The organism is Streptomyces coeruleorubidus, from assembly GCF_008705135.1.
GTDB lineage: Bacteria > Actinomycetota > Actinomycetes > Streptomycetales > Streptomycetaceae > Streptomyces > Streptomyces coeruleofuscus.
Genome location: NZ_CP023694.1, coordinates 1,160,189 through 1,186,731, shown reverse-complemented (window position 1 = coordinate 1,186,731; position 26,543 = coordinate 1,160,189). Strand labels below are relative to the sequence as shown.

The window sequence follows — 26,543 nt, the reverse complement described above, 5'->3', positions numbered from 1 at the left end:
AGGTCTATGTCTGCCAGCTATTTTGACTCTGCTCTTGATGACGCCGTCAGGCGTATGGGGCAGACTCAAGGACTCACCGTGGATGAGTACGAGCGCAGCGAACATCAAAGTGGTCAAGATGTCGACGCCGCACTTCAGGAGTTGATGTCCGTCAGCCCGAACACCCCTCCTGATACTGCTGGAGCCCATCTCTTGCAGGCGGAAAGGGTCTATGTCCGCTGGCACCGGGATGACTACTACCTTGATGGCGAGTTCGCCCTCAAGAGTCTGCACTCCTGCCTCAGTGGAAACTATGTGACCTTTGAGGATTCCCGACTGGCAGAGGATCAGCGGGAAGTGATGCGCGACTTGAAGATATTCGAGGAGGCGCCAGGGTCCGGGCGCATGACGGGGATCCGCTTCCAGGCTGGTGGTACCAGCGAATCGGAGATTTGGTTCTACGACATGAACCAGCTCAAGTTGGAGTCATTGGACATCGACTACACCACGTATCTTGACACCCTGCTTGCCACCGGAGGGGTTGCTGGGTGGCAGTATCTTTTCGCTGACCTGGACTTCAGGAACGACGCCTTTCGCGGCATCGCGAAAGATCTGGGGGAAATGCTCAGTTACTTCCGGCAAGTCTTTCCGGATCGTGACTACGAACCCCTGCTTCATCGCCTGGAGGCCCGCCTGTGACCCGCTACGCAGACATCCCCAAACCCATCCGCTCCGGAATAGTCCTCCTGGACCCCGAACGCGGCACCCCCCAACGCATCATCGTCCTCCAGTTCAACCCCGACACCCTGGAACGCAGCCTCTCGCCCCAGTCGGCAGGAGGCAGTGGTGATTCCGGCGGAGGAGGCAGTGGGAGCGGGGACAGAAACGAGGCCCTCCGCCTCAAGGGGCCGGCTCAGGAAACGTGGAAGTTCACCGCCGAGATCGACGCCACCGACCAGTTCGAGATCGCCGCGCCCGACGGTATCCACCCCCAGCTCGCCGTGCTCGAAATGCTCGTGCAGCCGACCTCCGCGCAGCTCAGGGAAGCGAGCCGGCTGTCGAAGAAGGGGACCATCGAGATCAGTCCGATCGAGATGCCGCTGACCCTGTTCACCTGGGGCAGCAAGCGCGTCATGCCCGTGCGGCTGACGGAGCTGTCCATCAACGAGTCCGCCTTCGACGTCAACCTCAACCCCATCCGGGCCTCCCTGAGCATCGGCCTCAAGGTGCTGACCGTCAGTGACCTGCCGCTCGGCCACCCCGGCGCCGAGCTGTACTACGCGCACCTCGCGCAGAAGGAACGCCTCGCCGGCGCGGCACGCACCGCGGGGCTCGGATCGCTGGGGCTCAGGCCCGGTGACATCGCGGTGGGAAGGGGCTGAGTACCGGACATGGCCGGCATCGAACCGTACGAGAGCGCGCTGGACGCGATACCGGGAGCACACCCGTACCCGCGCACCAGCCGTTACCACGACGCCGAGATCGGGGTGCACCGGCAGCCCGACGGGACCGAAGTGCGTTACACCAAGCGCCGGTTGCTCCCCCCTCTCGACGAGAGCGAGGACACGCAGGTGCACACCGTGCGTACCGGCGAGCGTCCCGACCTGCTCGCCCAGCGCTACTTCGGCGACCCCGGCCAGTGGTGGCAGATCGCCGACGCCAACCCCGTACTGGACCCGCGTGAGCTGACCGCCGAGCCGGGCAGCGAGGTCGACATCCCGCTCGCCGGGCACTTCCCGCGGGGGGACCGGCGTGTCTGAACTGCCGGTGGGGCGCGGCCCCGTTCACGTCACCCTGCACATGGGACCGCAGCTGGTGCGCCCCGTTCCCGCCGAGGTGACCGAGGCCCTGCTGTCGGCGCAGATCACGGCAACCGCGGGGGAGCGCAGCGGTTTCCAGCTGGCCTTCGACCTCACCAAGAACGGGCTCATCAACCGCACCCTGCTGCCTGAGGGCTTCTTCGATCCGAAGACGCGTCTCGTCGTGAACGTCACCGTCCGCGGCACGCCCGAGGTGCTGTTCGACGGGCTGATCGTGCGTCAGGAGGTCGGGGCCAGCAACCAGCCGGGGCACTCCACCCTCACCGTCACCGGCGAGGACCTGGCCCTCGTCATGGACCTGGAGGAGCGCACGGACCGGTACCCCAACATGCCGCCGTCGCAGCGGGTCCTGACCATCCTGCGCCGCTACTCCGGCTACGGCGTCCGGCCCGACGTGTACACCGAGAAGGTCACCCAGCCCCCGCACCAGGACCTCCGCGTCCACTACCAGACGGGCACCGACCTCCAGTACATCAACGACCTCGCGCGGGCCAACGGCTACACCTTCTACCTGGAGCCCGGACCGACCCCCGGACAGTCCAGCGCACGCTGGGGGCCCGAGGTCCGCCTGGGCATCCGCCAGCACGCCCTCAACGTCAACATGGACGCCAACTCCACCGTCGACCAGCTGACCTTCGCCTACGACGGGACGGCGCGGGAAGAGCCGCAGGCCCGCTGGCAGGACCCGGGGACCCGGCAGTCGACCCTGCTGCCGCAACCGCCGATCAGCCCGTTGCGGCCGCCCCTCGGCAAGCGGCCCACCCCCGCCCTGAAACGCAAGACGCTCTCCGGTACCGCCAAACAGCAGCGGGAGCAGGCCGAGGCCGAACTGCTCGCCAGGGCCGCCGTGTCCGCCGACGTCATCTCCGGTTCCGGCTCGCTCGACGTGAACCGGCACGGCTACATCCTCCAGCCGCGCCAGCTGGTCGGCGTGCGCGGCTCGGGCCGTACGTACGACGGCGACTACTACGTCAAGTCCGTCACGCACAACCTGCGCCCGGGCTCCTTCCGGCAGAACTTCACGCTCTCCCGAGAGGGACTCGAAGCACGCAGCCCGTACGTGAGGCCCTGAGCAGCGCCTACACAAGGTCCTGATCAGCGCCTGCGTCAGGGCCCTGATCCACCCGAACCGATCATCACGACCAGGAGCAGTACACATGGCGGCACCCGGCAATCGCTACCTCGGCAAGTTCCGCGGCCGAGTCGTGGACAACAACGATCCACTGCACATCGGCCGCATCACCGTCGAGGTCCCGGACGTCCTGGGGGACGAGCCGTCGACCTGGGCGCTGCCCTGTCTGCCGTTCACGGGTCCGCAGGCCGGCCAGTTCGTGGTGCCGTCGCCCGGGGCCGGTGTGTGGGTCGAGTTCGAGCAGGGCGACCCCAGCTTCCCGGTGTGGACGGGGTGCTGGTACGGGGAGCAGGCCGAGCTGCCGCCCGACGCCCGCCGGCTCGTCCAGCCGGCGTCCCAGGCCAAGCCCGTCGTGGTCCAGACACCCGAGGCGCACAAGATCGTGATGAGCGATCCGCCCGGCACCGACCAGGGGATCCTGCTCCAGGCCCAGGGCGGGGCGTACATCCGCATCACCAAGGAAGCCATCGTGATCTCCAACGGCCTGGGCGCGGAAATCACCCTGCGCGGCGACCAGGTGGACGTGAACGAGGGCCAGTTGACCGTCGCGTCCAAGCGATAAGAACGGGGGAACGAAGAACGTGTCCGGAACATCCGGGAGTCTGCTGGACACCGCCGCCGTGATCGGCTGCCCGCACGGCGGGCGCGTCACGGCGGCCACCCCACCGGCCGGCGGCGTACGCGTCGCGGGAGCCGCCGTCGCCACCACCGCGCACAGCTACGTGGTCACCGGCTGCCCGCACACCGTCGACCGGGTGCCCATGCCGTGCGTCACGGTCCGCTGGACCGCGGGCGGCAGCGGCATCACCGTCGACGGCGCGCCCGTGCTGCTCGACATCTCCGCCGCGCAGTGCTTCACCGCGGCCTTCGTCCCGCAGGGACCGCCCGTCGTCCAGGGCACGCAGCGAAAGGTCACCGTCCGATGAGTCCCACGAGCCGCGGGACACGCCCCCGCAGCGACATCGCCTTCCCGTTCCGCGCGGACCGCCGCGGACGCACCGCGCACGCCACCCACGGCGAGCACGTCCACGACCTGATCGAGCAGTTGCTGTTCACCAGCCCCGGCGAACGCGTGATGCGCCCCGGCTTCGGCTGCGGGCTCCTCGACCTGGTGTTCACACCCAACAGCCCCGAGCTGATCAGCACGCTCGAACTCTCCGTGCAGGCCTCGCTCCAGAGCTGGCTCGGCGACCTCATCGACGTCGAAGCCCTCGACGTCGTCAGCGAGGACCACGTCGTGCGCGTGTACCTGTCGTACGCCCTGCGCGCCACCGGCACCCGGCACGAGGACGTCTTCGAAGGGAGGGCGGCATGACCACCGGCACCACCGCCTCCCGCCGGGCCCGTGTACGGGCCGCCCAGCTTGGCGGCGTCGACACCGTCGAAGCCGGCGACGGCGGCCTGCTGCTCACCGTCACCTTCCTCGGCAAGGCCCCGCACGGCCTCGGCCCCGAGAACGTCCGCATCGACGGCGGCCGGCGCGTCACCGGCATCACCGCCGTCGACGTGAGCGTCGAACGCGAGGAGGACCCCGAGCTCGACGACCGGCTCTACGTCACCCTCGACAAGGCAGGCGACACCTCCCGCTACCGGCTCTCCCTCGTCGAGGCCGACCCGTACGGACGGCCCGGCACCGAGCCGTACCGCGGCTTCGACCAGCGCTACCACAGCGCCACGTTCTCCTTCCGGCCCGACTGCCCGACCCCCTTCGACTGCAAGGACCAGGACCAGCCGGAGCCGGACTTCCCCGCCGCGCCCGTCATCGACTACACCGCCCGCGACTACGACACCATCCGCAAACTGCTCCTGGACCGCCTCGCGCTCACCACCCCCGACTGGGTGGAACGCAACCCCGCCGACCTGGGCACGACCCTCGTCGAACTCCTCGCGTACACCGGCGACCAGATCAGCTACCAGCAGGACGCGGTCGCCACCGAGGCCTACCTCGACACCGCCCGCCGCCGCGTCTCCGTACGCCGTCACGTGCGGCTCATCGACTACGCGATGCACGACGGCTGCAACGCCCGCGCCTACGTCACCGTCCGCACCGCGGACGACCGGACGCTCGCCCCGGGCACCTTCCGCTTCGCCTCCGTCGACGTGCGCAGCCTCGACCCACACGACCGCCCCGAGCCGGGCACCGTCATCGACGAGAGCGAGCTCGGCGACCTCGACGAGCGCGGCTCGGTGGAGGTCTTCGAACCCGTCGTCGCCACCGACCCGCTGGAGCTGAGGGTCGCGCACAACGCGATCCGGCTGTGGACGTGGGGCGGCGAGGTGTGCACCCTGCCGAAGGGCGCCACCGCCGCCACCCTGCGGGACTCCTGGGTGGACCCGGAGACCTGCCGCGAGCGCCGTCTCGACCTCAAGCCCGGCGACGTCATCGTCCTGGAGGAGGTCAAGGGCCCGCGCACCGGCACCCCCGGCGACGCCGACCCCGGCCACCGCCAGGCCGTCCGCCTCACCTCCGTCACGCCCGGCCTGGACCGGATCGAGGACCAGCCGGTCCTGGAGATCACCTGGGCCGCCGGGGACGCGCTGCGTTTCCCGCTCTGCCTCACCACGCGCGGCGGACGCGACTGCCTGCCCGTCGAGGACGTCACGCTCGCCCGCGGCAACGTCGTCCTCGTCGACCACGGCCGGACCCTGGCCGGGCTGCCCGAGACGGTCACCGTGCCGCCCGTGCCCGCCGTGGTCGCTCCCTGCGACCCACCCGCGTTCGGCTGCCGCGACACCGAGGAGGGCAACGCGCCCGCGCGGCTCATCAACGCCCTGACGGACAAGACCCGGTCGGGCCGGGCGCTCGTCCCCGACGACGTCCGCGAACTCTTCGAGGTCGTCGGCGAGCGCGCCACCGCACGCGCCGGCCTCGGCCTGGAGAGCGCCGGGCAGCGGCACGAACAGGTCGTCCCCGGCACGGCGTACGCCCAGACCGCCGCGCTGCGCACCCTGCTCGCCCAGTCCGTCTACCCGGGCATCGCGCCCCGCTTCCGCCCCGTCCTCGGCCGTACGCCCGTCACCCAGGCGGTGCCCTTCCCCGACCCCGGCACCGTCGCCGCCGGGCAGGCCGAGCGGATCGCCGCCATCCCGGGCCGCATCCGGCAGCGGCTGGTCGAACTGTGGCGCAGCGCCCGGGACCGGGACGGGCTCGGCGAGAAGGAGATCGCCGAACTCGCCGTGGTCTACGGCCTGAACGTGCTGGAGCGCTTCGAACTGCGCCGCCACCCGGTCCGCGCCCTGCGCGAACTGCTCTACCGCAGCGACCAGTTGCTCGACACGAAGCTGCGCCGCGTCGAGGTCCTCGCCGCCCGGGCCCGCGCGGGGACCGTCCTCGACGGGCACATCGCCTGGGAGATCGCGCACAGCTGGGGCCCTGCCTACGCGGCCGGACTCCACCCCGAGGAGACGGTACTGCGCGGCTCGGCGACCGCAGCACTCGCCCAGCACCCGCGCCGGGCGCTGCCCGCCGTACGCGTCGAGGGCGACGAGGAGACCTGGGAGCCGCGCCGCGACCTGCTCGACAGCGGTCCGCGCGAGCGGCACTTCGTGGGCGAACTGGAGGACGACGGTCGTATGGCCCTGCGTTTCGGCGACGGCCGGCACGGCGCCAAGCCCACGCCCGGCTCCCGGCTGGCATTGCGCTACCGGCTCGGCGGCGGCACCGCCGGCAACGTCGGCGCCGAGGCCATCAACCACCTTGTCGTGCAGAGCGGTTGCGAAGCCCCGGCCGTCTCCGTGCGCAACCCGTTGCCCGCAGTGGGCGGCACCCTGCCCGAACCGGTCGAGCAGGTACGCCAGTTGGCCCCGCTCGACCTGCGCCGCACCCGGCTGCGCGCCGTGACCGCCGAGGACTACGCGGCCCTCGCGGGTGAACTGCCGGGCGTGCAGCGAGCGGCGGCCGCACTCCGCTGGACCGGCAGCGTCCAGGAGGCGCACATCGCGATCGACGCGTACGGCACCGCGGCCCCGTCGCGGGAGCTGCTCGACTCGGTCGCCCAGGCGCTGGAGACGTACCGGCGCATCGGCCACGACCTCGTCGTGGGCCCCGCCCGCCTGGTGCCGCTCGACATCGCGCTCACCGTGTGCGCCGAGCCGGGCCACCAGCACGGGCAGATCCTTGCCGAGCTGTACCGCGTGCTCGGCAGCGGACGGCTGCCGGGCGGACGGCTCGGCTTCTTCCACCCGGACGCGCTCACCTTCGGCGAACCGGTCCGGCTCAGCCGCCTGGTCGCCGTCGCCGCGGCCGTCTCAGGAGTGGCGAGCGTCGAGGTCACCCGGCTGCGACGGCTGCACGGACAGGACCGAGGAGAAAGGGAGGACGGCGTGCTGCGGCTCGGCCCGCTGGAGATCGCCACGTGCGACAACGACCCGGACCGGCCGGAGAACGGCCTGCTGGCGATATCCCTGGGAGGTGCCCGATGACGGACACGCACCCGGTCCCCGCGACCGACGAGTGCGGCTGCGGCGGCGCCTGCCGCGGCGGCCACGACGAGCGCCTCGCGCCGTCCCCGTTGCACAACCCGCCCGGCCGCACCGCGCTGGACTACCGTGTCGGGGAGTACGGCTCCTTCCTGGCCGCCCTGCTCGACCGGCTCGCCTCACCCGCCTACCCGGCCCTGAACCGGCTCACCGTCCGCACCCCGGACGATCCGGCGATCGGCCTGCTCGACGCCACCGCCGTCCTCGGCGACCTGCTCACCTTCCACTCCGAGCGCATCGCCGACGAGGCCTACGTCCGCACCGCCAACGAGCACCGCTCCCTGGTGCTGCTCGGCCGGCTCGTCGGACACCGGCCGCGCCCCGGCGTCGCCGCCGCCACGCACGTGGCGTACACCCTCGAACGCGACCCGCGCGCCGAGGCCCAGAACGTGCTGATCCCGCGCGGTGCGCGCAGCCACAGCGTGCCCGCGTCCGCCGACGAGGAGTCGATGACCTTCGAGACCAGCCGGGACCTGACGGCCCGCTGGGACTTCAACGAACTCAAGGTCCGGCGCCGCCGTCCCTCGCTCGTCACCCCGCGGGATCTCGAGAAGCGCTCCGAACTGTTCGTCGAGGGCACCGCGCACTCCCTGCGGACCGGCGACCAGTTGCTGTTCGTCTTCGGGGAAGGCGCCGGCGGCGAGCGCAAGCTGGTGCCGGTGGCGGACACGCGCGTCGACCGGGACGACGACGTCACGGCGATCTCCCTGCCGCAGTCGGCGCCGCCGAGTTTGAAAGAACTCGTCGACGAGGTGCGGCGCTGGACGGCTCCGCCGGTGCAGCCGGGGGAGCCGGGGGAGGAGCCGCCGACCCCGGAGGTGCCCAACCCGCGTCCGGTCAGTCGGCTCATCGAGGACTTCGAGGACCAGGTCCTCGCCCCGCTGCGGGCCGACCTGGAGGACGTCAAGACCCCCGAGCGGCTCGCGGCCCGTCTCGCGGAACCTCTCGCCCGTCTCGGTGAGGCGCAGGTGCTGGCCGAGCCGTATGAGGACGTGGCGGAGTGGTTCGAGCAGTTGGAGGCGGTGTTGGCGGAACTCGCGGAGCGGGCACTGGAGTTGGCGCCTGCGCAGGCGGATGAGGTGGGTGCCTCGATGGGTGGTCGGCCGTCTGCGGCGCCGTCTGGGCTGGGCGCGCAGTTCCCCGCGCCCCTGGGGGGCGACTCGCGCGCCGCCGCTTGGGATGCTCTGGGCGCCATACTTCCCGCCCTGCGCTCCACCGCCAACCGGGGCACCACCGGCGTCCGTCAGCTCCCCGGTACCGACGCCGCCCGGCTCCTCTCCGCCCTCAACCCGGGCCTCGGCAGCCTCTACTCGGCCTGGCGCACGGCCGCCGCCCCCGGCGCCCCGCAGCTCCTGCGCGAGCTGCTCGCCCTGCGCGTCACCGCGGCCCCCTTCGGCGCCACGGCCCCGCTCAAGCCGGTCCAGGACGACCGCGGCCGGGTCATCCGCACCGCCGACTGGCCGCTGACCGGAGCGGTGCTGGCGACCATGCGCGTCGTCTACGACACGGCGGGCAAGGCCCCGGTCCGGGCCGAGTTCCAGTACGTCGAGGGCAGCAGCTCCGACCAGCGCGCGGAGAACCTGCCCGTCACCCAGCCGGTCACCTTCACGCTCGGTCCCGGCCAGGTCGAGCTGTCCGTGCGCTCCGGCCAGGACCGCGACCTGAGCTGGCTCAACCGGCGGCCCGCCGACTCCCAGGAACCCGGCGTCACGGCCCGCCTCCACTCCGGCCTGCCCGAGCGCACCCTGTTCGTGTCGCGGCCCGACGACGAGGGCCTGGTCCACGTCGGCGTCCACAACGGCACGTCCGAGCAGATCGCCCTGCGGCCGGGCGCCGCCGAGCAGTTCACGCACGGCGAGCACGAGGTCAGCCTCAAGTACACGGTGGGCACGGCCGAACCCAACGTCGAGATCGTCATCGCCACCAAGCCGGAGCAGGTCAACCGCAGCACGCTCCAGCTCGACACCGTGCACGAGGGCATCACCGGCGGGAGCTGGGTGGCGATCCAGCGGCCCGCCAAGGGCGCCGACAAGGGCGTCCCCGGTGATCCGAAGCTGGCGTTCGTCACCACCCAGGTGAAGGCCGTGCGCACGGCCGCGTACACCAACTACGGCATCACCGGCCGCGGCACCGAACTCACCCTCGCCGACGCCTGGCTGGACGAGTTCGACGTGCTCCTGTCGCACATCCGCGACACCACCGTGCACGCGGCGGGCGAGCCGCTGCGCCTCGCCGACGAACCGCTCGGCGAGGACGTGCACGGAAACGAGATCGAACTCGCCGAGCTGTACGAGGGCCTCAGGCCGGGCCGCACGCTCATCGTCGAGGGCGAGCGCAGCGACATCCCCGGCACGGCCGGGGTACGGGCCACGGAGGTCGTCACGATCGCCGCCGCCGGCCCCGCCGCGGACCCCCGGATCCCCGGCGACCACGTCCACACCCGGCTCACCCTCACCGCCGACCTCGCCCACCGCTACCGCCGCGAGACGGTCCGCGTCCTCGGCAACGTCGTCGAGGCCACCCACGGCGAGAGCCGCGAGGAGGCCATCGGCAGCGGCGACTCGGACCGCGTCAACCAGACCTTCGCCCTCTGGCAGTCCCCGCTGACCTGGCTCGCCGACGACAACCCCCTCGGCGCCACGCCGGTGCTGGAGATCCGGGTCGACGGCGTGCTGTGGCACGAGGTCGACAGCCTCGCCGGACGCGGCCCGACCGAGCGGGTCTACATCACCGGATCCACGGCCGACGGCCGCACCACCGTGACCTTCGGTGACGGCGTGCACGGCGCCCGGCTGCCCTCCGGACACGAGAACGTCCGCGCCCGCTACCGCTTCGGCACCGGCAAGGCCGCGAACGTCCCGGCGGGCCGCGTCACCCAGCCGCTCACCCGGCCCCTCGGCGTCACCGCGGTCACCAACCCGCGCCCCGCCACCGGCGGCGCGGACGCCGACGGCCCGGGCCTGACCCGCCGTACCGTCCCGCTGGCCGTCTCGGCCCTGGACCGGCTGGTCTCCGAGTCCGACTACGAGGACTTCGCCCGCTCCCGGGCCGGCATCGGCCGGGCCGCCGCGCGCGAACTCTTCGACGGACGGCGGCGCGTGCTGCACGTGACGGTCGCGGGCACCGACGACGTGCCCATCGCGCCGGACTCCGACACCCTGCGCGCGCTGCGCGGCGCCCTCACCGAGTACGGCGACGTGAACCTCCCGGTCCGCGTGGACGGCCGGGAGTTGGTCCTGCTGCTGATCGCCGCCAAGGTGAAGGTGGCCCCGGATCACGCCTGGCAGATCGTCGAACCGCGCCTGCGGCAGGCCCTGCTGAACCGGCTCGGCTTCGAGGGCCGGGAGCTGGGCCGCCCCGCCCGCCTCTCCGAGGTGCTGGCCACCGCCCACACCGTGCCCGGCGTCGACTACATGGACGTCGACGTCTTCACCGGCGTGCCCGCCTCCGCCACCCCGGAGGAGCTCACCGAGCTGCTCACCCGGCCCGGCCCGCCCAGGGCGACCGTCCCCGCGCACCCGGCGACGTACGACGAGAAGACCCACACCGTCCGCGCCGGCAACGGCGAGACGCTCTCGGAGATCTGCGCCCGGTACGGCCTGCCGCTGGCCGAACTCCTGCGCCTCAACCCCGACATCACCGACACCCGGCGCCTGCCCGAGGGCCGGTCGGTGTACGTCTTCCGCGGCATCCGCCCGGCCCAGCTCGCACTGCTGTCGCCCCGGGCCGCGGACACCCTGATTCTGACGGAGGTCAAGTGATGTCCCCGGACACCCAGATGGAGACGCCGGCCCCGGTGGTGCCCAGGGAACCCGACGGGCTCGCCGAACTGCTGCCTCGCTGGCACCTGCTGCGCGACGCCGAGGAGGGCGGGCCGCTGCGCGCCCTGCTCGCGGTGATCGCCGAGCAGATCGACCGCGTCCGCGACGGCGTCCAGCAGGGCTACGAGGACCTGTTCGTGGAGACGGCCGCCCCCTGGGTGCTGCCGTACCTCGGCGACCTCGTCGGTTACCGCACCCTGCCCGGCTACGAGCGCGTCCTGACCACCGGTCTGCACGACGGCGGCCGGGCCGCCCTCGCGGAGGCCATCGCCCCGCGCCGGGACGTGGCCGCCACGGTCGCGAGCCGCCGCCGCAAGGGCACCCTGCACCTCCTGGAGGAGCTGTCCGAGCGGGTGACGGGCTGGCCCGCGCGGGCCGTCGAACTGTCCCGGCAGGTCGCCCACACTCAGCCGGTGAAGCTGTACGGCACCGGGGAGCGTGGTACGCGCGGACGCCTCGTCGACCTGCGCGACGGCGCCGAACTCGCCCTCGGTGGCGGCCCGTTCGCCAACGCGGCCCGTACGGTCGACGTCCGCCGCGCCGAGTCACGGCACCGGCAGGGCGGCTGGAGCCCGGCCGGCGTCGCGCTCTTCGTGTGGCGGCTGAAGGCGTACGCACTGACCCGGAGCCCGGCCTACTGCATCGACCGGGCCCGCAACCTCTACACCTTCTCGATCCTCGGCAACGACACCCCGCTGGTCACCAAGCCGTTCCCGGAGCCCTCACCGGCACACATCGCCACCGCCGACAACGTGCCGGCCTTCGTCACCCGCCGCCTCCTGCACGACCGGCTGCTCGACTACTACGGCCCCGGCAAGAGCTTCGTGATCCGCCTCGACGGCGAGGACAACCCCGTACCGCCCTCGGACATCGTGGTCGCCGACCTGTCGGACTGGCGCTACCGGCCGAAGCGCGGCCAGGTGGCCGTCGACCCCGAGCTCGGCCGGATCGCCTTCGGGTCGCGCTCCGCGCCCCGGCAGGGCGTGTGGGTCGACTACCACTACGCGTTCGCCGCCGACATGGGCGGCGGCGAGTACGAACGCGACCGCGAACCCCGCCCGGACGCCGAGGTGTACCGGGTCGGCCCCGGACAGCCGTACCGGCAGATCATGGACGCCTACCGGGCCTGGCAACACGACCGCCGGGCCGACCGCACGGGCCCCGCCGGCATCATCGAGATCACGCACAGCGGCGCCTACCAGGAGCAGCTCGACTTCGACCTCGACCCGGGGGACCGGCTCGAACTGCGCGCCGCCGAGGGCACCCGCCCCGTCGTCCGCCTCCTCGACTGGTACAGCAACCGCCCCGACGCCCTCAACATCCGCGCGGTGTCCGACGACTGCGCCCCGCACGAGCGGCCGCGGGTCGTCCTCGACGGGCTGCTCGTCGCCGGACGCGGCATCAACGTGGCGGGCGCCATGGGCGCCGTCGTCCTGCGGCACAGCACGCTCGTGCCCGGCTGGTCCCTGGAGCCCGAGTGCGAGCCGCACTCGCCCGAGGAGCCGAGCATCATCCTGGACCGCACCACCGCCTGCCTCCAGATCGAGCACAGCATCCTCGGCACCATCGAGGTCATCGGCGACGAGGTGAGCGAGGACCCCCTCGACATCCACATCCGCGACAGCGTCCTCGACGCCACCGCCGACGACCGCGAGGCCCTGTCCGCCCCGGACTGCCGCCACGCCCACGCCGTGCTGCACCTGCACCGCACCACCGTCATCGGCGAGATCCACACGCACGCGGTGCAGATCGCCGAGAACAGCGTCTTCACGGGCCGGCTCCACGTGGCCCGGCGCGGCATCGGCTGCCTGCGCCACTCCTACGTCCCCACCGGCTCCCGCACCCCGCGCCGCCACCGCTGCCAACCCGAACAGGCCCGGGGCATCAGGCCGTCGTTCACCTCCCAGCGCTACGGGACGCCCTGGTACGGCCTGTTGTCCGACCGCTGCCCCGAGGAGATCAGGCGCGGCGCGGACGACGGCGCCGAGATGGGTGCCTTCCACGACCTGTACCGGCCGCAGCGCGAAGACGGCCTCCGGGCCCGGCTCGCCGAGTACACGCCCGCGGGCACCGACGCCGGGATCTTCTTTGTGACGTGAGGCGCGCGCCCGCCACCGACCTTGTGAACCGCACTTCTGAACCAGGGGGGACACCCTTCATGCACGCAGACCTCTCCCGCTCCACGTTCCGCCCGGAGCGGCACTACTCCGCGGTCGTCGCCCAGCAGGGCCGCGTCCAGCTCGACGCCGACCTCAACGAACAGACTCAGATCCAGCTCCACCAGGCACGCGGCCTCGCCGCCGACCTGATCGGACCGCACGGCGGGCCGCGGCACGCCGCCGGCTTCCGCATCGAGTACGTCGGCGGCAAGCACGAGATCGACACCCTGCTCATCCACGGTGGCCGCTACTACGTCGACGGCATCCTGTGCGACGCCGGCCGCCCGGCCGCCGGTGTGCCCGTCACCGACGAGGACAGCGAGGAGCCGGCGCCGGAGCCGCCCGCGCATTGGACCTACTGGGACCAGCCCGACGGCTTCCGCGACCCGGAGAAGCCCGGCGACCGGCTGCCCTCGCCCGCCCAGACGCCGTTCGTCGTCTACCTGAACGTGTGGGAGCGCTCGGTCACCGCGGCCGAGGACCCCGCGCTGCGCGAGGTCGCCCTCGGCGCGGCCATGCCCGACACCGCCGCCCGCCTGAAGGTCGTCTGGCAGGTGCTGCCGCTGTCCCTCGCCGCGCTGGAGATCGAGGAGACCGACCCGTCCAAGGACGTCGTCCGCGCCGCGTTCACCCGCTGGGCGCAGCGCCGGTCGGCCCCCTCGGCCCGGCTCGCCGCCCGCAGCGAGCGGCCCGACCACGCCGACGAGGACCCGTGCCTGGTCAAGCCGGACGCCCGCTACCGCGGCCCGGAGAACCAGCTCTACCGGGTGGAGGTCCACGAGGGCGGCGAGGCGAAGGAAGCCACCTTCAAGTGGTCCCGCGAGAACGGCTCCGTCGTCTTCCCCGTCGACGAACTCGACGGCACCTGGGTGCAGTTGGCGTCCCTCGGCCACGACGACAAGCTGGATCTGGACGTCGGCGACCACGTGGAGTTCGTCGACACCGCCTACGCCTCCCGACTGGAGCCCCTGCCGCTGCTGCGGGTCGAGGAGCTGGACCTGCCGGGCCGCCGCGTCCGCCTGTCCGCCGAACCCGCCCCGGGCGTCGGACGGCTCGCGCACCTGAACCCGTACCTGCGCCGCTGGGACCACCGCGGCGGCCCGAAGCGCAAGGGCCGCAGCACCGCCCTGCGCGGCGGAGCGGTTCCCGTCGCTGAGGGGGAGTGGCTGCCCCTGGAGGACGGCGTCGAGGTGTACTTCGCCAAGGGCGGCGCCTACCGCACGGGCGACCACTGGATCGTCCCCGCCCGCACCGCCACCGGCAGCGTCGAGTGGCCGGTGGACGCGGCCCGCCGTCCGCTGCTCCAGGGCCCGGCCGGCATCGCCCGGCACTTCGCCCCGCTGGCCCTGATCAAGGGCGAGGGCAGCGCCGTCGACCTGCGCCTGGCGTTCGGCCCGCTGGCGAGCAGCATGCCGCCCGCGGACGAGGCCACGCTCGCCGCCGAGGAGCAGGCCCACCGCGAGGAACTGGCCGCCGAGGACCCCTCCCACGGGCGGTCCCAGACCACAGCCGAGGCGGAAGCCGCCGTGGAAGGAGACAACTGATGGCCAAGCCGCTGAGCGCGTCCAAGCTGGTGGAGATCCTCCGGGCCGAGGGCCTGACCGTCCACGAGGTCCGCAACTGGCGCACCCACAACCGCAACAGCAAGGGCCCCTGGGGGCCGGTCAACGGCGTGATGATCCACCACACCGTCACCTCCGGCACTGCCGCCTCCGTCGACATCTGCTACGACGGCTACTCCAGCCTGCCCGGCCCGCTGTGCCACGGCGTCATCGACAAGAAGGGCCACGTCCACCTGGTCGGCAACGGCCGCGCCAACCACGCCGGCCTCGGCGACGGCGACGTCCTGCGCGCCGTGATCAACGAGTCGAAGCTGCCGGCCGACAACGAGGCCGACACCGACGGCAACCGGCACTTCTACGGCTTCGAGTGCGTCAACCTCGGCAACGGCAAGGACCCCTGGCCCGAGGCGCAGAAGGAGGCCATCGAGAAGGTGTCAGCGGCGATCTGCCGCCACCACGGCTGGTCCGAGCGCTCCGTCATCGGCCACAAGGAGTGGCAGCCGGGCAAGGTCGACCCGCGCGGCTTCACCATGGACAGCATGCGGGGGCGCATACGCGACCGGCTCAAGGGCGCCGGAGGCGGCAGCAAGCCGGCCCCGGACCCCAAGCCGTCGCCCAAGCCGTCCTACGAGCCGTTCCCCGGCGCCGCGTTCTTCCACGTCGGCCAGCGCTCCCCGATCATCACGGCGATGGGCCGCCGCCTGGTCGCCGAGGGGTGCAGCCGCTACGAGGAGGGGCCGAGCCCCGACTGGAGCGAGGCCGACCGCCGGTCCTACGCGCTCTGGCAGCAGAAGCAGGGCTTCTCCGGCAAGGACGCCGACGGCATCCCCGGCAAGCTCACCTGGGACCGGCTGAAGGTGCCGAAGTCCAAGTAGGTGACCGGGTGCGCCCCTCCGCGCGGAGGGGCGCACGCCCGTTTTCACCAGCGGGGGAGCCGCAGCTCGTACTCCGGCTGGATCCGCCGCATGTAGCCGGTGTCGTCCCGGCCGCGCATCCCGGAGTCGACGTACCGCCGGTGCAGCCGCTCCAGCTTGTCGTGGTCGAGCTCGACGCCCAGCCCCGGCCCTGTCGGCACCCGGACCTCCCCGTCACGCAGCTCCAGCACACCGGGCACGATCACGTCGTCCGCCGAGTTCCACGGGTAGTGCGTGTCGCAGGAGTGGTCGAGGTTGGGAATGGCCGCGGCGACATGGGTCATCGCGGCGAGGCTGATGCCCAGGTGGGAGTTGGAGTGCATCGACAGGGCAAGCCCGAACGCCTCGCACACGGCGGCCAGTTCCCGGGTGCGGCGCAGCCCGCCCCAGTAGTGGTGGTCGGTGAGCAGGACCTGGATCGCGTCCTGCTCGACGGCCGGCTTCAGATGCTCCCAGGCGATCACGCACATGTTGGTCGCGAGCGGCATGGGGGAGTCCTTCGCCACCTCCGCCATGCCCTCGATGCCCTTGGTCGGGTCCTCCAAGTACTCCAGTACACCGTCGAGTTCACGGGCGACTTCCGTGGACGTCTCCACCGTCCACGCCACGTTCGGGTCCAGACGCAGCGGCTGCCCGGGGAAGGCCTCCGCCAGCGCCCGGATCGCGGCGATCTCCTCGTCGGGCGGGAACACGCCGCCCTTGAGCTTGAACGACCTGAAGCCGTACCGCTCCTGCATCAGCCGGGCCTGCTCGACGATCCCGGCCGGGTCGAGGGCCTCGCCCCAGTCGTCGGTGATGGCCGGACGGCCGTCGAGCGCGGGGTGCTCGGCCCACTTGTAGAAGAGGTACGCCGCGAACGGCACCGCATCGCGGACCCTGCCGCCCAGCAGATCGCTGACCGGACGGCCGAGCAGCTTGCCCTGCGCGTCGAGACAGGCCACCTCCACCGCCGAGGTGGTCCAGCCGCGCTCGTGGGAGCTGGGTACGGTCGGCAGCAGCGCCCCGTCGATCGCGGCGGCGACGGCGGTGGCGTCGAAGACGTCCATGCCGACCACCACCTTCGCCGCGGCCTGAAGCCGCTCCAGCCGGGCGGTGCCGCCCGGGGACTCGCCGAGTCCCACCGTGCCGTCCTCCAGCACGAGTTGGAGGATGATTCGCAGGGCGAGCGGCTCGTGCACGCCGTTGGAGTTGAGCAGCGGCGGGTCGCCGAAGGCGATCGGGGTGACGATCAGCTCCCGGATGCGCGTCTGGCTCATGCGCCGACCACCTCCAGACCACGGTCGATGAGTTTGGACAGCCGGGCGATGTGCTCCGGTGCCGGATCCAGCAGCGGCGCCCGTACGCCGCCGACGTCCAGGCCGCGCAGTGTCACCCCGGCCTTGACGAGCGACACCGCGTACCCGGGGACCTCGTCGCGCAGGGCGACCAGCGGGCCGTAGAACTCGTCGAGGAGCCGGGAGACGAGGGCCTCGTCATTCTCGGCGAGGGCCCGGTGGAAGGCCAGGGCGATCTCCGGGGCGAAGGCGAACACCGCCGAGGAGTACAGCGCGACGCCGATGCCCTGGTAGGCGGGTGCGGTCATCTCGGCGGTGGGCAGGCCGTTGAAGAACTGGAAGTCCTCCGTGCCCGGCACGGCACGCACCGCGCGGACGACGCGGTGCATCCGCTCGATGTCCCCGATGCCGTCCTTGAGTCCGACCACCCCGGGCAGGGCGGCGATCTCGGCGGCCGTGTCCTCGGTGAGCCGGGCGGTGCCGCGCTGGTAGAAGACGACGGGCAGCCCGGTGGCCGCGGTGACCTCCCGGACGTAGCGCACCAGGCCCTGTTGCGGGGCGCCGACCAGGTAGGGCGGCAGCAGCAGGATGCCGTCGGCGCCGGCGCGTTCTACCCGGGCGGCCTGGTCCCGGGCGACCGGCACAGGACCGCCGGCGGCCGCGAAGACCGGTACCCGCCCGGCGGTCGTCCGCACCGCGACCCTCGTGGCCCGCTCGATCTCATCGGCCGACAGGGCGTGGAACTCGCCGGTGCCGCAGGCGACGAACACACCACCCGCGCCCGCGGCGACACCCGACTCGATGTGCTGGGCAAGCCGTTCCTCGTCCAGTGAACCGTCCGCCGCGAACGGCGTGACCGGGAAGAACAGCACTCCGTGGAACTTCATGTCTCCCTCATACGTGGGGGGTGGGTGGTCAGCCCTTCGTGGCACCGGCGGCGATGCCGGTGACCAGCGAGCGCTGGAGGAGCAGATAGACGATCAGGCTGGGGATCAGGGCGATCACCGCACCGGCCAGCACCACCCCCGAACCGACCTCGGGGTCGGTGCGCAGGATGGACAGGGCGACGGTGACCGTGTAGTCGGTGGGGTCCTTGGCGGCGATCAGGGGCAGCAGGTACTGGTCCCAGATCATGATGAAGCCGAGCACCCCGGCCACGCCGAGCGCGGGCCTGCACAGCGGCAGGATGACCTGCCACAGCATCCGCAGCTCACCGACGCCGTCGATACGGGCGGCCTCCTCGATCTCGGCGGGGATGTCCTTCATGAACTCGGTGAGCACCATCACCGAGAAGCCCCACGCGCCGAGCGGCAGGATCACGCCCCAGACGGTGCCCTTCAGATCGAGTCCGACCACGGGCACATGGCCGAGGACCAGGGACAGCGGGATGGCGATGACCTCCTCGGGGAGCATCATCGTCAGCATGAACAGGGTCAGGATCAGCGCCTGCCCGCGGAACCTGTGCCGGGCCAGCGCGTACGCGGCGAGTGTGCAGACGACTAGCTGGAGCAGCAGCCCGCCGCCCGCGATGACCAGGGAGTTGCCGAAGTAGTCCCAGATGCCGCGCTCGCCCGCCACCTGGAAGTTCAGCAGGCTCGGGTGGTGGGGGAGGAACGACAGGGTCGAACCGCTGGCCTTCTCGCTGAAAGAACCGGAGAAGACCGTCAGGAACGGCGCCGCGAAGACGCCCAGGGCGAGCGCGCAGAGCAGGACGCGCAGCGCCCAGGCGGGACCCGGCCGGTCGCTCCAGCCGAGGGCGGTGTCGAAACGGGCGGGGGTGGTGCGCCGCTTCCCCGCGGACTTCCGCTCGGGGGAGGCGGTCACCGGGGTCCGGACGGGCTCGATGGCGGGCGCGCTCATCTCACGTCTCCCCTCTTGCGGAAGTAGTTGACCGTGACGGTGAGCAGCAGCGTCACGCAGAGCAGGAGCACGGAGGCGGCCGAGGCGCCGCCGATGTCGTTGCGGGAGAAGCCGAGGGTGTAGGCGCGGGTCATCCAGACGTCGGTGGACCCGGCCGGGCCGCCGCCCGTGAGGACGTACACCTCGGTGAAGACGCGCAGCCCGCGGATCGCGGCGAGGGTGAGGACGATGCCGAGGGCCGGGCGGATGGCGGGCAGGGTGATGTGCCGCAGCCGCTGCCACAGCGACACCCCGTCCATCGCGGCGGCCTCGTACAGCGAGCGGTCCACGCCCGCCAGTCCGGCGAGGATGATCACCATGTTGTAGGGGGCGAGCATCCAGATGCCCATGGCCATCGTCGCCCACAGCGCCGTGTCGGGGTTGTCGAGGTAGGGCACGGGCCCCAGGCCGAGGAGCCCGAGACCGCTGTTGATCAGGCCGTCGGAGGTCGGGTAGTACATCAGCCGCCACATCTCGCCGACCACCGCGGTGGCGGTGACGACGGGCAGGAAGACGGCGGTACGGATGATCTTCAGTGACCGGGCCTGGCCTTCGAGCAGCAGGGCCAGGAGGAAGCCGGCGACGATGCCGCCGAGGGACATGCCGATGCCGAGGACCAGGGTGTGGCCGATGGCGTCCTGGAAGCGGTGGTCGGTCAGGACCCGCGTGTAGTTGTCGAGGCCGACCCACTGGTCACCGAGGAAGGGCCGCACGTCGAAGAAGCTGAGCCAGACGCCCTTGCCCATGGGGAGGAACTTGAAGACCAGGGCGAGCAGCAGACCCGGCGCGAGGAACAGCCAGGGCAGTACGGCCTTCTTGCCGAGTACGGCTTTCTTGCGGAGGACCCGGGCTCTACGCGGCCCGGGTGTCGTCACGGTCGCGGTCATTTCAACAGGTCCTGGTCCTTGAGGTCACCGGCGAGGGTGTCGTTGAGTTCCTTGAGACCGGCCTTGACGTCACTGCCGCAGTACGTGAACAGGGCGTTGAGGGAATCGGCCGTGTCCTGCTTGATCGGGGCCCAGTCCGGTGCGTTGGGGAACTGCTGCGAGTCGTCCTCGTACGCCTTCTGCACGACGCTCCAGCGCGCGTCGCCCCGCACTTTCGCCGCGTCCAGCGTGGAGTTGACGGGGATCCGCACGACGGGCTGGTGGTCGCCGGTCATGGCGAGCGTCTGGCCCTCGGGGGAGATCAGGAACGCGGCCAGCGCCTGCTCCTGCTTCGCCTTCCCGGTCCTGGCGCCGAAGTAGATGTTCTCGCCGTCGGCCAGCACGTCGTTCCCGGCCGGGCCCGCAGGGGCGGGCAGCACCTCGTACGTGGCCTTGCCGAGCGCCTTGTCGAACGTGGAGATGTTGTACGGGCCGGTGAGGTACATCCCGGCGTTGCCGTCCTGGAAGTTGGTGGTGTTCGCGGTGACGGAGGTGAGGGCGCTGGGCTGGATGACACCGTTGTCACCGCAGAAGAGGTTGTCCTTCATCCAGGTGACGGTGCGCAGGGCGGCCGCCGAGTCCATGGCGGGCCGGTAACCGGTGCCCTCCTTCTCGACGATCCGCACGCCGCCCTGCCACAGCCAGCTCGCGCCCCACCATGCGACATAGCCGTTCTGCGCGCTGCCGGGCACGACCATGCCGTACGTGTCCCTTTTGCCGTCCCCGTCCGGGTCGCGGGTGGCGAAGGCCTTGGCGAGGGCGAGCGTGTCCTGCCAGGTCTTGGGCTGCGGCAGGCCGAGCTTCTCGCGCCAGTCCTTGCGGACGAACAGCGTCATGGCCTGGCGGGAGTACGGGATGCCGTAGTGCCGGCCGTCGCGGCCCACGGTGGACGACCAGGACTTGGCGGTGATCTCGCCGTGTCCGGCGATCGAGGCCGGTGTGACGGGCTTGAGCAGGCCCTGGCCCTGGTAACTGCCCATCAGGGCCGTGTCGTTGATCATGACGTCCGGCAGGTCCTTGGTGGACGCGCGGCTCTGCAACTGCTGGTCGAAGTTCATGACCGGCTGGTAGTCGATCTTGATGCCGGTCTTCTCGGTGAAGGCGGCGAACACCCGCTTGTAGGTCTGGGCGGAATCCGGATCGCTCCGGGTCCACACCTCCAGCGTGTTCGGATCGCCGGCCCGGGCGCTGCCGGAACCGGAGCCGCAGGCGGCCGTTCCGAACAGGAGCCCCGAGGTGGCGAGTGCGGCGGCCAGGCGGCGCCCGCGGCGGAGCCGCATATCGATACAGCGTCGGCGATCCCGCATGGATGCCTCCGTTCATATCCGTGAACCAACTTCACGAATCTAAATGATCGGCCAAGCTACGGATCGTTTCATCACCATGTCAAGACATGGCTGAAAGATTTCACCGAGGTCACACGAGGTCGTGGCAGGGCCCGGAAAACGACAGCGGCCCCAACCGGATGGACCGGTTGGGGCCGTGTAAGAGAAAGTTCGAGGTCAGCCGCTGCGCTCGGCGCGCTCGGCGTTCTTCCTCTTGATGCGCTCCGCCTCCTTGCGGACCTCCGCCTGGGTGGCGCGCTCCCGCTCGAGCCACTCGGGGCTTTCCTGCTTCAGCGTCTCGATCTGCTCGGTGGTGAGGGGCTCGGTGACGCCGCCGCGGGCGAGACCCGCGATGGAGACGCCGAGCTTCGCCGCGACCGCCGGGCGGGGGTGCGGGCCGTTGCTCCGCAGGTCCTGAAGCCACTGCGGCGGGTTCGCCTGGAGCTCGTTCAGCTCGGCGCGCGAGACGACACCCTCCCGGAACTCGGCGGGTGTGGCCTCGAGGTACACACCCAGCTTCTTCGCCGCGGTCGCGGGCTTCATGGTCTGGGTGCTCTGGTGCGACGTCATGAGGCCCAGGGTATCGAGCGTGTGCGCGACCGCTGACCACAGCCGCTGACCACGACCGCTGACCACGGCCGGTAACCTGGCCGGGTGACAGGCTCGGAAGAATCATCGTCGTTCCGGCTCGTGTACGTCCCCGGGGTGATGCCCGACAAGTGGGTGCGCGTCTGGAACGAGCGGCACCCCGACGTCCCGCTGGCCCTGACGCAGGCGCCGGCCGGAGCGGCGGCCGGGCGGCTGCTGGACGGGGACGCCGACGCGGGCCTCGTACGCCTTCCCGTCGACCGGACGGTCCTCAGCGCGATCCCGCTCTACACCGAGCAGACGGTCGTCGTGGTGCCCAAGGACCACCTGGTCACGGCCGTCGACGAGGTCTCCCCGGAGGACCTCTCCGACGACATCGTGCTGCACCCCCTGGACGACGTCCTCGACTGGGAGAACCTCCCCGGACGGCCCGCCTTCGAACGCCCCGCCACCACGGCCGACGCCGTCGAACTGGTCGCGGCGGGGATCGGCGTGCTCATCGTCCCCCTGTCGCTCGCCCGCCTCCACCACCGCAAGGACCTCACGCACCGTCCCCTCAAGGACGCCCCCGAGTCGAGCGTGGCCCTGGCCTGGCCCGAGGACGCGACCACGGACGAGGTGGAGGACTTCATCGGCATCGTCCGCGGCCGCACGGTCAACAGCACGCGCGGCCGCAGGCCGGCTCATCCGGAGGGGAATCCCAAGGGCGGCGCCCGGCGAAAGCCGGTGCCTGGGGAGTCGGCGGCCGGGAGGCCGGCGGCAGCGAAGCCCACAGGCAAGGGTGGCCAGTCGGCCGGTCGGAGCGGGCGCGGCACCCCCAAGGGCGGCAAGCGCGGCAAGCCGCGCCGACGTTCGTAGCCCAGGGCCTGTCCGGCCTAGGGGCCGCCGCCGGAGCGCGGCCCCCGCCCGGTCTCTGGTTCAGCCGGCCGACGGGGACGGCTGCGGCTGCGCGTAGGACGGATTGGGAGCCACCGTCTCCAGATCCTTCAGGTTCTCGGGGATCTCCAGCACCCGGACCGGCGCACCCGCCTGCGGGGCCGGCGGCGTCACCTGTTCCTGGGGCATCTTGGGCGGGGCGGTGATCTGGAAGCTGACCTGCTCCTGGTTGACCATGCCGGTCTTCTCCAGGACCGAGATGTGGTCGAGCACGGTGTCGTTGGTCTGGTCGGCGAGCTCCCGCACGAGGCTGTTCCGGGTGGTCGCCCGGATCTTGGCAACCGTCGGGAAGATGCCGCCGTGCGCGACACGCATGATGTTCACCGCCGTGGAGTCGAACTCCTTGCCGGTGGCGCCCTCCGCCGTCGCCACGAACTGCTGTTGCTGCGGCGACGGCTCGTTGGGCAGGGTGATGCCCAGTTCGAGGGAGATCCTGCGGGCGGTGCTGTCGAGCCGGCCGTGTCCGACGATCAGATGCTCGCCTGCCTCCTTCATCTCCGGCGTCGTGCCCCGCTGGAGCACCAGGTTGCCCAGCGGGTACTCCCACAGTCCGGCCGCGCGCACCTTCACCACGAAGTCGCGGTCCGCCTCGGTCAGCGGACCGTACTGCGTGTTGGCGATGATGCGGTCCTGGCCGGAAGCCGTGTTCTGCACGCCCAGCATGCTCGGGTAGGCGAGCGCGGTGAGCGTAAGGATCAACGCACCGCCCACGAACGCGGTTCCTGCCGTGCTGCGCGAGATGCGCATCGTGCCTCCTGGGATATGAACGGCCCAACGCCAGGAGGTACGGATGCCAGGGGCGAAACAATCACCGCTGCCGCAAAAAATTTTGTGAACCGACCGGGTCCGGTGCCGAGGGTGGTACGGCACCGGACCGGCCGGAAAGGCTCAAGGCCGGTACGAGGCCGCGCCCGCCGTGCTCACCACCTTGTCGCCGTCCGCCCTGCTCAGCAGCCCGGCCGTCACCCACGCGTCCACCGTGGACCGCACCCGTGCCACCAGCGCCCCCTTGTTACGGAACGGCGCGCCCGCCCAGACCTCGTCCAGCAGCGTGGTGCCCTCCGGCTTCGCCGGGTTGGCGACGCCCGAGTCCCGGCCGCCGAAGACGACCTTCGGCTCCGAGCGCCGGAAGTAGGCGTGCGTCGGATCCTCCGTCCCCTCGGCGAACGGCGCCCACTCCCTCCCGTCCAGCGTGAAGTGCAGCGGCTTGCCCGGCACCGGTGCGAGGGAGTGCGACAGATCGCCGGACAGTCCGGCACGGCCGTACAGCCCGACCTTCAGGTACTCCGTCGCGGCGTCGCGGGCGACCAGGTTGACCGGGCCGTGGAACAGCGTTTGCAGCGACGGGTCGTCGAGGGCCTTCTCCACCCGCGTCCGGAACGGCATGGCGATGCGGACGGTGTCACCGGCCCGCCAGGTCCGCGACACGTCGAAGTAGCTCCCGGGCTTCGGAGTCCCGGACACCGCACGCCCGTTGACGGTCACCCGGAACCCGGCGGTCGCCCACGACGGCACCCGCAGCCGCAGCGTGAAGGCGGCACGACGGCCTCCGAAGGCCAGGGTGCTGCCCTGCTCCTGCGGATAGCGGGTGGTCTGCGTGACCGTGACACCCTTCTCGGCCCAGGTCAGCGTGGACGGGCTGTACAGATTGACGTACAGGGCGCTGCCGTCGGACTTCGCGAAGTACACCGAGTCCTGGTACTTCGTGGCGCTCTCCATGCCGGTGCCCTCGCAGCAGGTCGTGCCCTGCTTGGGCGTGTAGTCCCGGACGTGACCGGGCGTCAGCCCGATGAAGTACGTGACGAGCGGCTTCTCCGCGTCCGGCTTGTCCTGCTTCGAACCGAGCACCTGGTTGTACAGGGCACGCTCGTAGTAGTCCATGTACTTCGGGTCCTGATCGTGGAAGAACAGGGTCCGGCTCAGCTTGAGCATGTTGTACGCGCAGCAGGTCTCCGCGGTGGTCGCGCCGATCGTGCCCGCGATCACGTCCCGGGCCTTCCAGAACTCCTGGGTGCTGGTGCCGCCGATGCCGTACATGCGGTGCGGTACGACCATGTCCCAGAAGTTCTTCGCCGACGTGAGGTAGCGCTCCTCGCCCGTCTCGTCGTAGAGCCGCACGTACCCGGTGAAGATCGGGATGTGCTGGTTGGCGTGCAGCCCGTCGAGGACGTCGGTGTTCGCCGCGCAGGCGTCGATCAGCCGGTCGAGGTCGAACAGCTTGGCCAGCGCGAGGTGTTCGGCCTTGCCGGTGATCGTGTGCAGGTCGCAGATCGCCTCGACGATGCCGCCGAACTCGCCGCTGGAGAAGATCCCCCACATCCGCTGGAGCGTGGACTCCGGCAGTTTGGACAGCCGCGCGTACATCCAGTCGCACATGCCGGACGCGAGGTCGAGGGCCCGGTCGTCGTCCGTGGCGGTGTACGCGTCGAGCAGACCCCTGAGGATCTTGTGCGCGGTGTAGTACGGCGCCCACACCTTGGTGTAGTCGGGGGTGGTCCTCGACTCCAGTTCGATGAACTGCGTCTCCGGGTACGCCGCGAGGAACCCGGGGTGGCTGGGTCCGCCCCAGGTGCGGTGCAGGGTGGCGGTCAGGCCCCGGCCGGAGGCGTCCGCGAAGCTTCCGCCCGCCGTCTCGTCGAAGGCGTACGACGCCAGGTCGCCCCGGCCCGTCGAGGCCTCGGCGGCCCGGCGGCTCTGCAGATCGGTGATCTCGGCGGCGGTCAGCGCCCGCGAGAAGACGTTGAACTCCTCGAAGGCGCCCGCGAAGACCGGGTCGGCGGAGAAGTTCGAGCGGCCGAGCCAGTTGTTCTTCAGCGTGCCGAGGGCCGCCGGGGTGAGGCTCATCGAGGTGTTCCGCGCGACGGCGGTGCCGTTGACGTAGAGCGTGCCGGTACCGCCCGCGATCGTGACGGCGAGGTGGCTCCACTGGTTCAGCGGCAGCGCGGCCGTGCCGTCGAGGGCCTGCTCGCCGCCGGGACCCGACGTGGTGATGGCGAAGCGCGGCACTCCGGCCTGGTTGCGGGCGGCCAGATACAGGTAACGGGTGGTGTCGTTCCCGAAGTCGAAGACACGGGTCCAGTTCGCGTCGTGCGTGGGCCGCACCCAGACGGACAGCGTGATCGCCGAGGCCCCGCCGAGCACGGCCGCCGGCAGATCCACGTACTGGTAGGAGCCGCGCACCTGATCCGCGGCGGTCCCGAACCTGCCGGCGACGCTCAGCACCGCCGGGTCACGCCGCAGCGCCGCGCGCACCTCGGTCAGCGCCCCGACCATGGTGCCGATCCGGTCGGCGAACACCCGTTCCTTCGTGCCGCGGTACGCCTGCGCCAGCATGGTCAGGAAGTGGCCGGTGTAGTGGCCCCGCAGATTGCCGTTGGCCTCGCCGTCCAGCCCCTCCCAGCCGCCGGGGGCGACCGCGCCGCCCGTGGCGAGACCGGCGTTGGCGCGGAACACCTGGAGCAGCCGGTTCACGTCGTAACCGCGGGCGTGGTCCAGCATCAGCTGCCGCTTGTCGGCGAAGACGCCCCGGCCGAGGCTGACGTCCTCCAGGTCGAACGGTCGTACGGTCCAGGCGGACGGGACGTCCATGGCTGCCGCCGCGACGACCGCGGCCGCGGGAGCCGCCGCGGCTCGCCCGGCCGTCGTCTCGGAGAGCGCGGGCGCGGCAGCGGCGATCGCCGCTGCCTGAAGAAGGGTCCTTCTGGAGACGGGCCGTGCCATGTGTGCTCC

General features: G+C 71.5%; 21 protein-coding genes. 13 read left to right on the top strand and 8 right to left on the bottom strand.

All coding sequences use genetic code 11. The features are described from left to right. Positions 1-6: 6 nt before the first annotated feature. The 12 genes from CP976_RS05450 to CP976_RS05395 all read left to right on the top strand — a co-directional run bounded on the left by CP976_RS05450 (position 7) and on the right by CP976_RS05395 (position 15,827). Positions 7-678, top strand: a complete 672-nt coding sequence (locus CP976_RS05450; RefSeq protein ID WP_150479284.1) for a hypothetical protein — start codon at positions 7-9, stop codon at positions 676-678. Then, positions 675-1,361 carry a hypothetical protein gene (locus CP976_RS05445; protein WP_150479283.1) on the top strand — a complete coding sequence of 229 codons (687 nt, stop codon included), beginning with the start codon at positions 675-677 and terminating at the stop codon, positions 1,359-1,361. Before CP976_RS05450 ends, CP976_RS05445 begins: the two co-directional genes overlap by 4 nt. Before the next feature lie 9 nt (positions 1,362-1,370). Continuing rightward, a complete protein-coding gene (locus tag CP976_RS05440) occupies positions 1,371-1,739 on the top strand; it encodes a LysM peptidoglycan-binding domain-containing protein (protein WP_150479282.1) in 369 nt (122 codons plus the stop codon). Further along, a complete protein-coding gene (locus CP976_RS05435; protein ID WP_150479281.1) occupies positions 1,732-2,871 on the top strand; it encodes a hypothetical protein in 1,140 nt (379 codons plus the stop codon). Before CP976_RS05440 ends, CP976_RS05435 begins: the two co-directional genes overlap by 8 nt. Positions 2,872-2,956: 85 nt before the next feature. Then, the gene (locus CP976_RS05430; RefSeq protein ID WP_020276139.1) at positions 2,957-3,493 is read left to right on the top strand and encodes a phage baseplate assembly protein V; all 537 of its coding nucleotides are present in this window, start codon (positions 2,957-2,959) and stop codon (positions 3,491-3,493) included. A 19-nt stretch (positions 3,494-3,512) separates the two neighbouring features. After that, positions 3,513-3,857: a hypothetical protein gene (locus CP976_RS05425; protein WP_086854391.1), complete on the top strand. Its 345-nt coding sequence runs from the start codon at positions 3,513-3,515 to the stop codon at positions 3,855-3,857. Beyond that, positions 3,854-4,246: a GPW/gp25 family protein gene (locus tag CP976_RS05420; RefSeq protein WP_150479280.1), complete on the top strand. Its 393-nt coding sequence runs from the start codon at positions 3,854-3,856 to the stop codon at positions 4,244-4,246. Before CP976_RS05425 ends, CP976_RS05420 begins: the two co-directional genes overlap by 4 nt. Next, complete coding sequence (locus tag CP976_RS05415) at positions 4,243-7,353, top strand: putative baseplate assembly protein (RefSeq protein WP_150479279.1); 3,111 nt, start codon at positions 4,243-4,245, stop codon at positions 7,351-7,353. The genes CP976_RS05420 and CP976_RS05415 overlap by 4 nt, the downstream gene beginning before the upstream one ends. Then, positions 7,350-11,171 carry a putative baseplate assembly protein gene (locus CP976_RS05410; RefSeq protein ID WP_150479278.1) on the top strand — a complete coding sequence of 1,274 codons (3,822 nt, stop codon included), beginning with the start codon at positions 7,350-7,352 and terminating at the stop codon, positions 11,169-11,171. The genes CP976_RS05415 and CP976_RS05410 overlap by 4 nt, the downstream gene beginning before the upstream one ends. Next, positions 11,171-13,330 carry a hypothetical protein gene (locus CP976_RS05405; protein ID WP_150479277.1) on the top strand — a complete coding sequence of 720 codons (2,160 nt, stop codon included), beginning with the start codon at positions 11,171-11,173 and terminating at the stop codon, positions 13,328-13,330. The genes CP976_RS05410 and CP976_RS05405 overlap by 1 nt, the downstream gene beginning before the upstream one ends. Positions 13,331-13,389: 59 nt before the next feature. Then, positions 13,390-14,934 (top strand): DUF6519 domain-containing protein, encoded by a 1,545-nt coding sequence (locus CP976_RS05400; protein WP_150479276.1) that lies wholly within the window; start codon positions 13,390-13,392, stop codon positions 14,932-14,934. Continuing rightward, on the top strand, positions 14,934-15,827 hold the full coding sequence (locus CP976_RS05395) for a peptidoglycan-binding protein (RefSeq protein WP_150479275.1): 894 nt from the start codon (positions 14,934-14,936) through the stop codon (positions 15,825-15,827). Before CP976_RS05400 ends, CP976_RS05395 begins: the two co-directional genes overlap by 1 nt. A gap of 44 nt (positions 15,828-15,871) precedes the next feature. On the opposite strand, the gene CP976_RS05390 is transcribed toward CP976_RS05395, so the two are convergent. The 6 genes from CP976_RS05390 to CP976_RS05365 all read right to left on the bottom strand — a co-directional run bounded on the left by CP976_RS05390 (position 15,872) and on the right by CP976_RS05365 (position 21,860). Beyond that, positions 15,872-17,122 carry a glucarate dehydratase family protein gene (locus tag CP976_RS05390; RefSeq protein WP_150479274.1) on the bottom strand — a complete coding sequence of 417 codons (1,251 nt, stop codon included), beginning with the start codon at positions 17,120-17,122 and terminating at the stop codon, positions 15,872-15,874. Continuing rightward, entirely contained in the window at positions 17,119-18,027 is a 909-nt protein-coding gene (locus CP976_RS05385) for a 5-dehydro-4-deoxyglucarate dehydratase (RefSeq protein WP_150479273.1), read from the bottom strand. Before CP976_RS05385 ends, CP976_RS05390 begins: the two co-directional genes overlap by 4 nt. Before the next feature lie 28 nt (positions 18,028-18,055). Further along, entirely contained in the window at positions 18,056-19,000 is a 945-nt protein-coding gene (locus CP976_RS05380; protein ID WP_150479272.1) for a carbohydrate ABC transporter permease, read from the bottom strand. Beyond that, entirely contained in the window at positions 18,997-19,926 is a 930-nt protein-coding gene (locus tag CP976_RS05375) for a carbohydrate ABC transporter permease (RefSeq protein ID WP_150479271.1), read from the bottom strand. The genes CP976_RS05380 and CP976_RS05375 overlap by 4 nt, the downstream gene beginning before the upstream one ends. After that, positions 19,923-21,245, bottom strand: coding sequence for an ABC transporter substrate-binding protein (locus tag CP976_RS05370; RefSeq protein WP_150479270.1), 1,323 nt, complete (start codon positions 21,243-21,245; stop codon positions 19,923-19,925). Before CP976_RS05370 ends, CP976_RS05375 begins: the two co-directional genes overlap by 4 nt. Positions 21,246-21,467: 222 nt before the next feature. Continuing rightward, the gene (locus CP976_RS05365; protein ID WP_086848662.1) at positions 21,468-21,860 is read right to left on the bottom strand and encodes a DUF5997 family protein; all 393 of its coding nucleotides are present in this window, start codon (positions 21,858-21,860) and stop codon (positions 21,468-21,470) included. Between the two features lie 84 nt (positions 21,861-21,944). Here CP976_RS05365 and CP976_RS05360 point away from each other — a divergent pair, with 84 nt between their 5' ends. Continuing rightward, positions 21,945-22,736: a LysR family transcriptional regulator substrate-binding protein gene (locus CP976_RS05360; RefSeq protein WP_150479269.1), complete on the top strand. Its 792-nt coding sequence runs from the start codon at positions 21,945-21,947 to the stop codon at positions 22,734-22,736. 60 nt (positions 22,737-22,796) lie between these two features. Here CP976_RS05360 and CP976_RS05355 read toward each other — a convergent pair whose 3' ends face one another. Both CP976_RS05355 and CP976_RS05350 read right to left on the bottom strand, forming a co-directional pair. After that, on the bottom strand, positions 22,797-23,561 hold the full coding sequence (locus CP976_RS05355) for a DUF4142 domain-containing protein (RefSeq protein ID WP_150479268.1): 765 nt from the start codon (positions 23,559-23,561) through the stop codon (positions 22,797-22,799). A 141-nt stretch (positions 23,562-23,702) separates the two neighbouring features. Beyond that, positions 23,703-26,534, bottom strand: coding sequence for a beta-L-arabinofuranosidase domain-containing protein (locus CP976_RS05350; RefSeq protein ID WP_150479267.1), 2,832 nt, complete (start codon positions 26,532-26,534; stop codon positions 23,703-23,705). Positions 26,535-26,543: the final 9 nt, after the last annotated feature.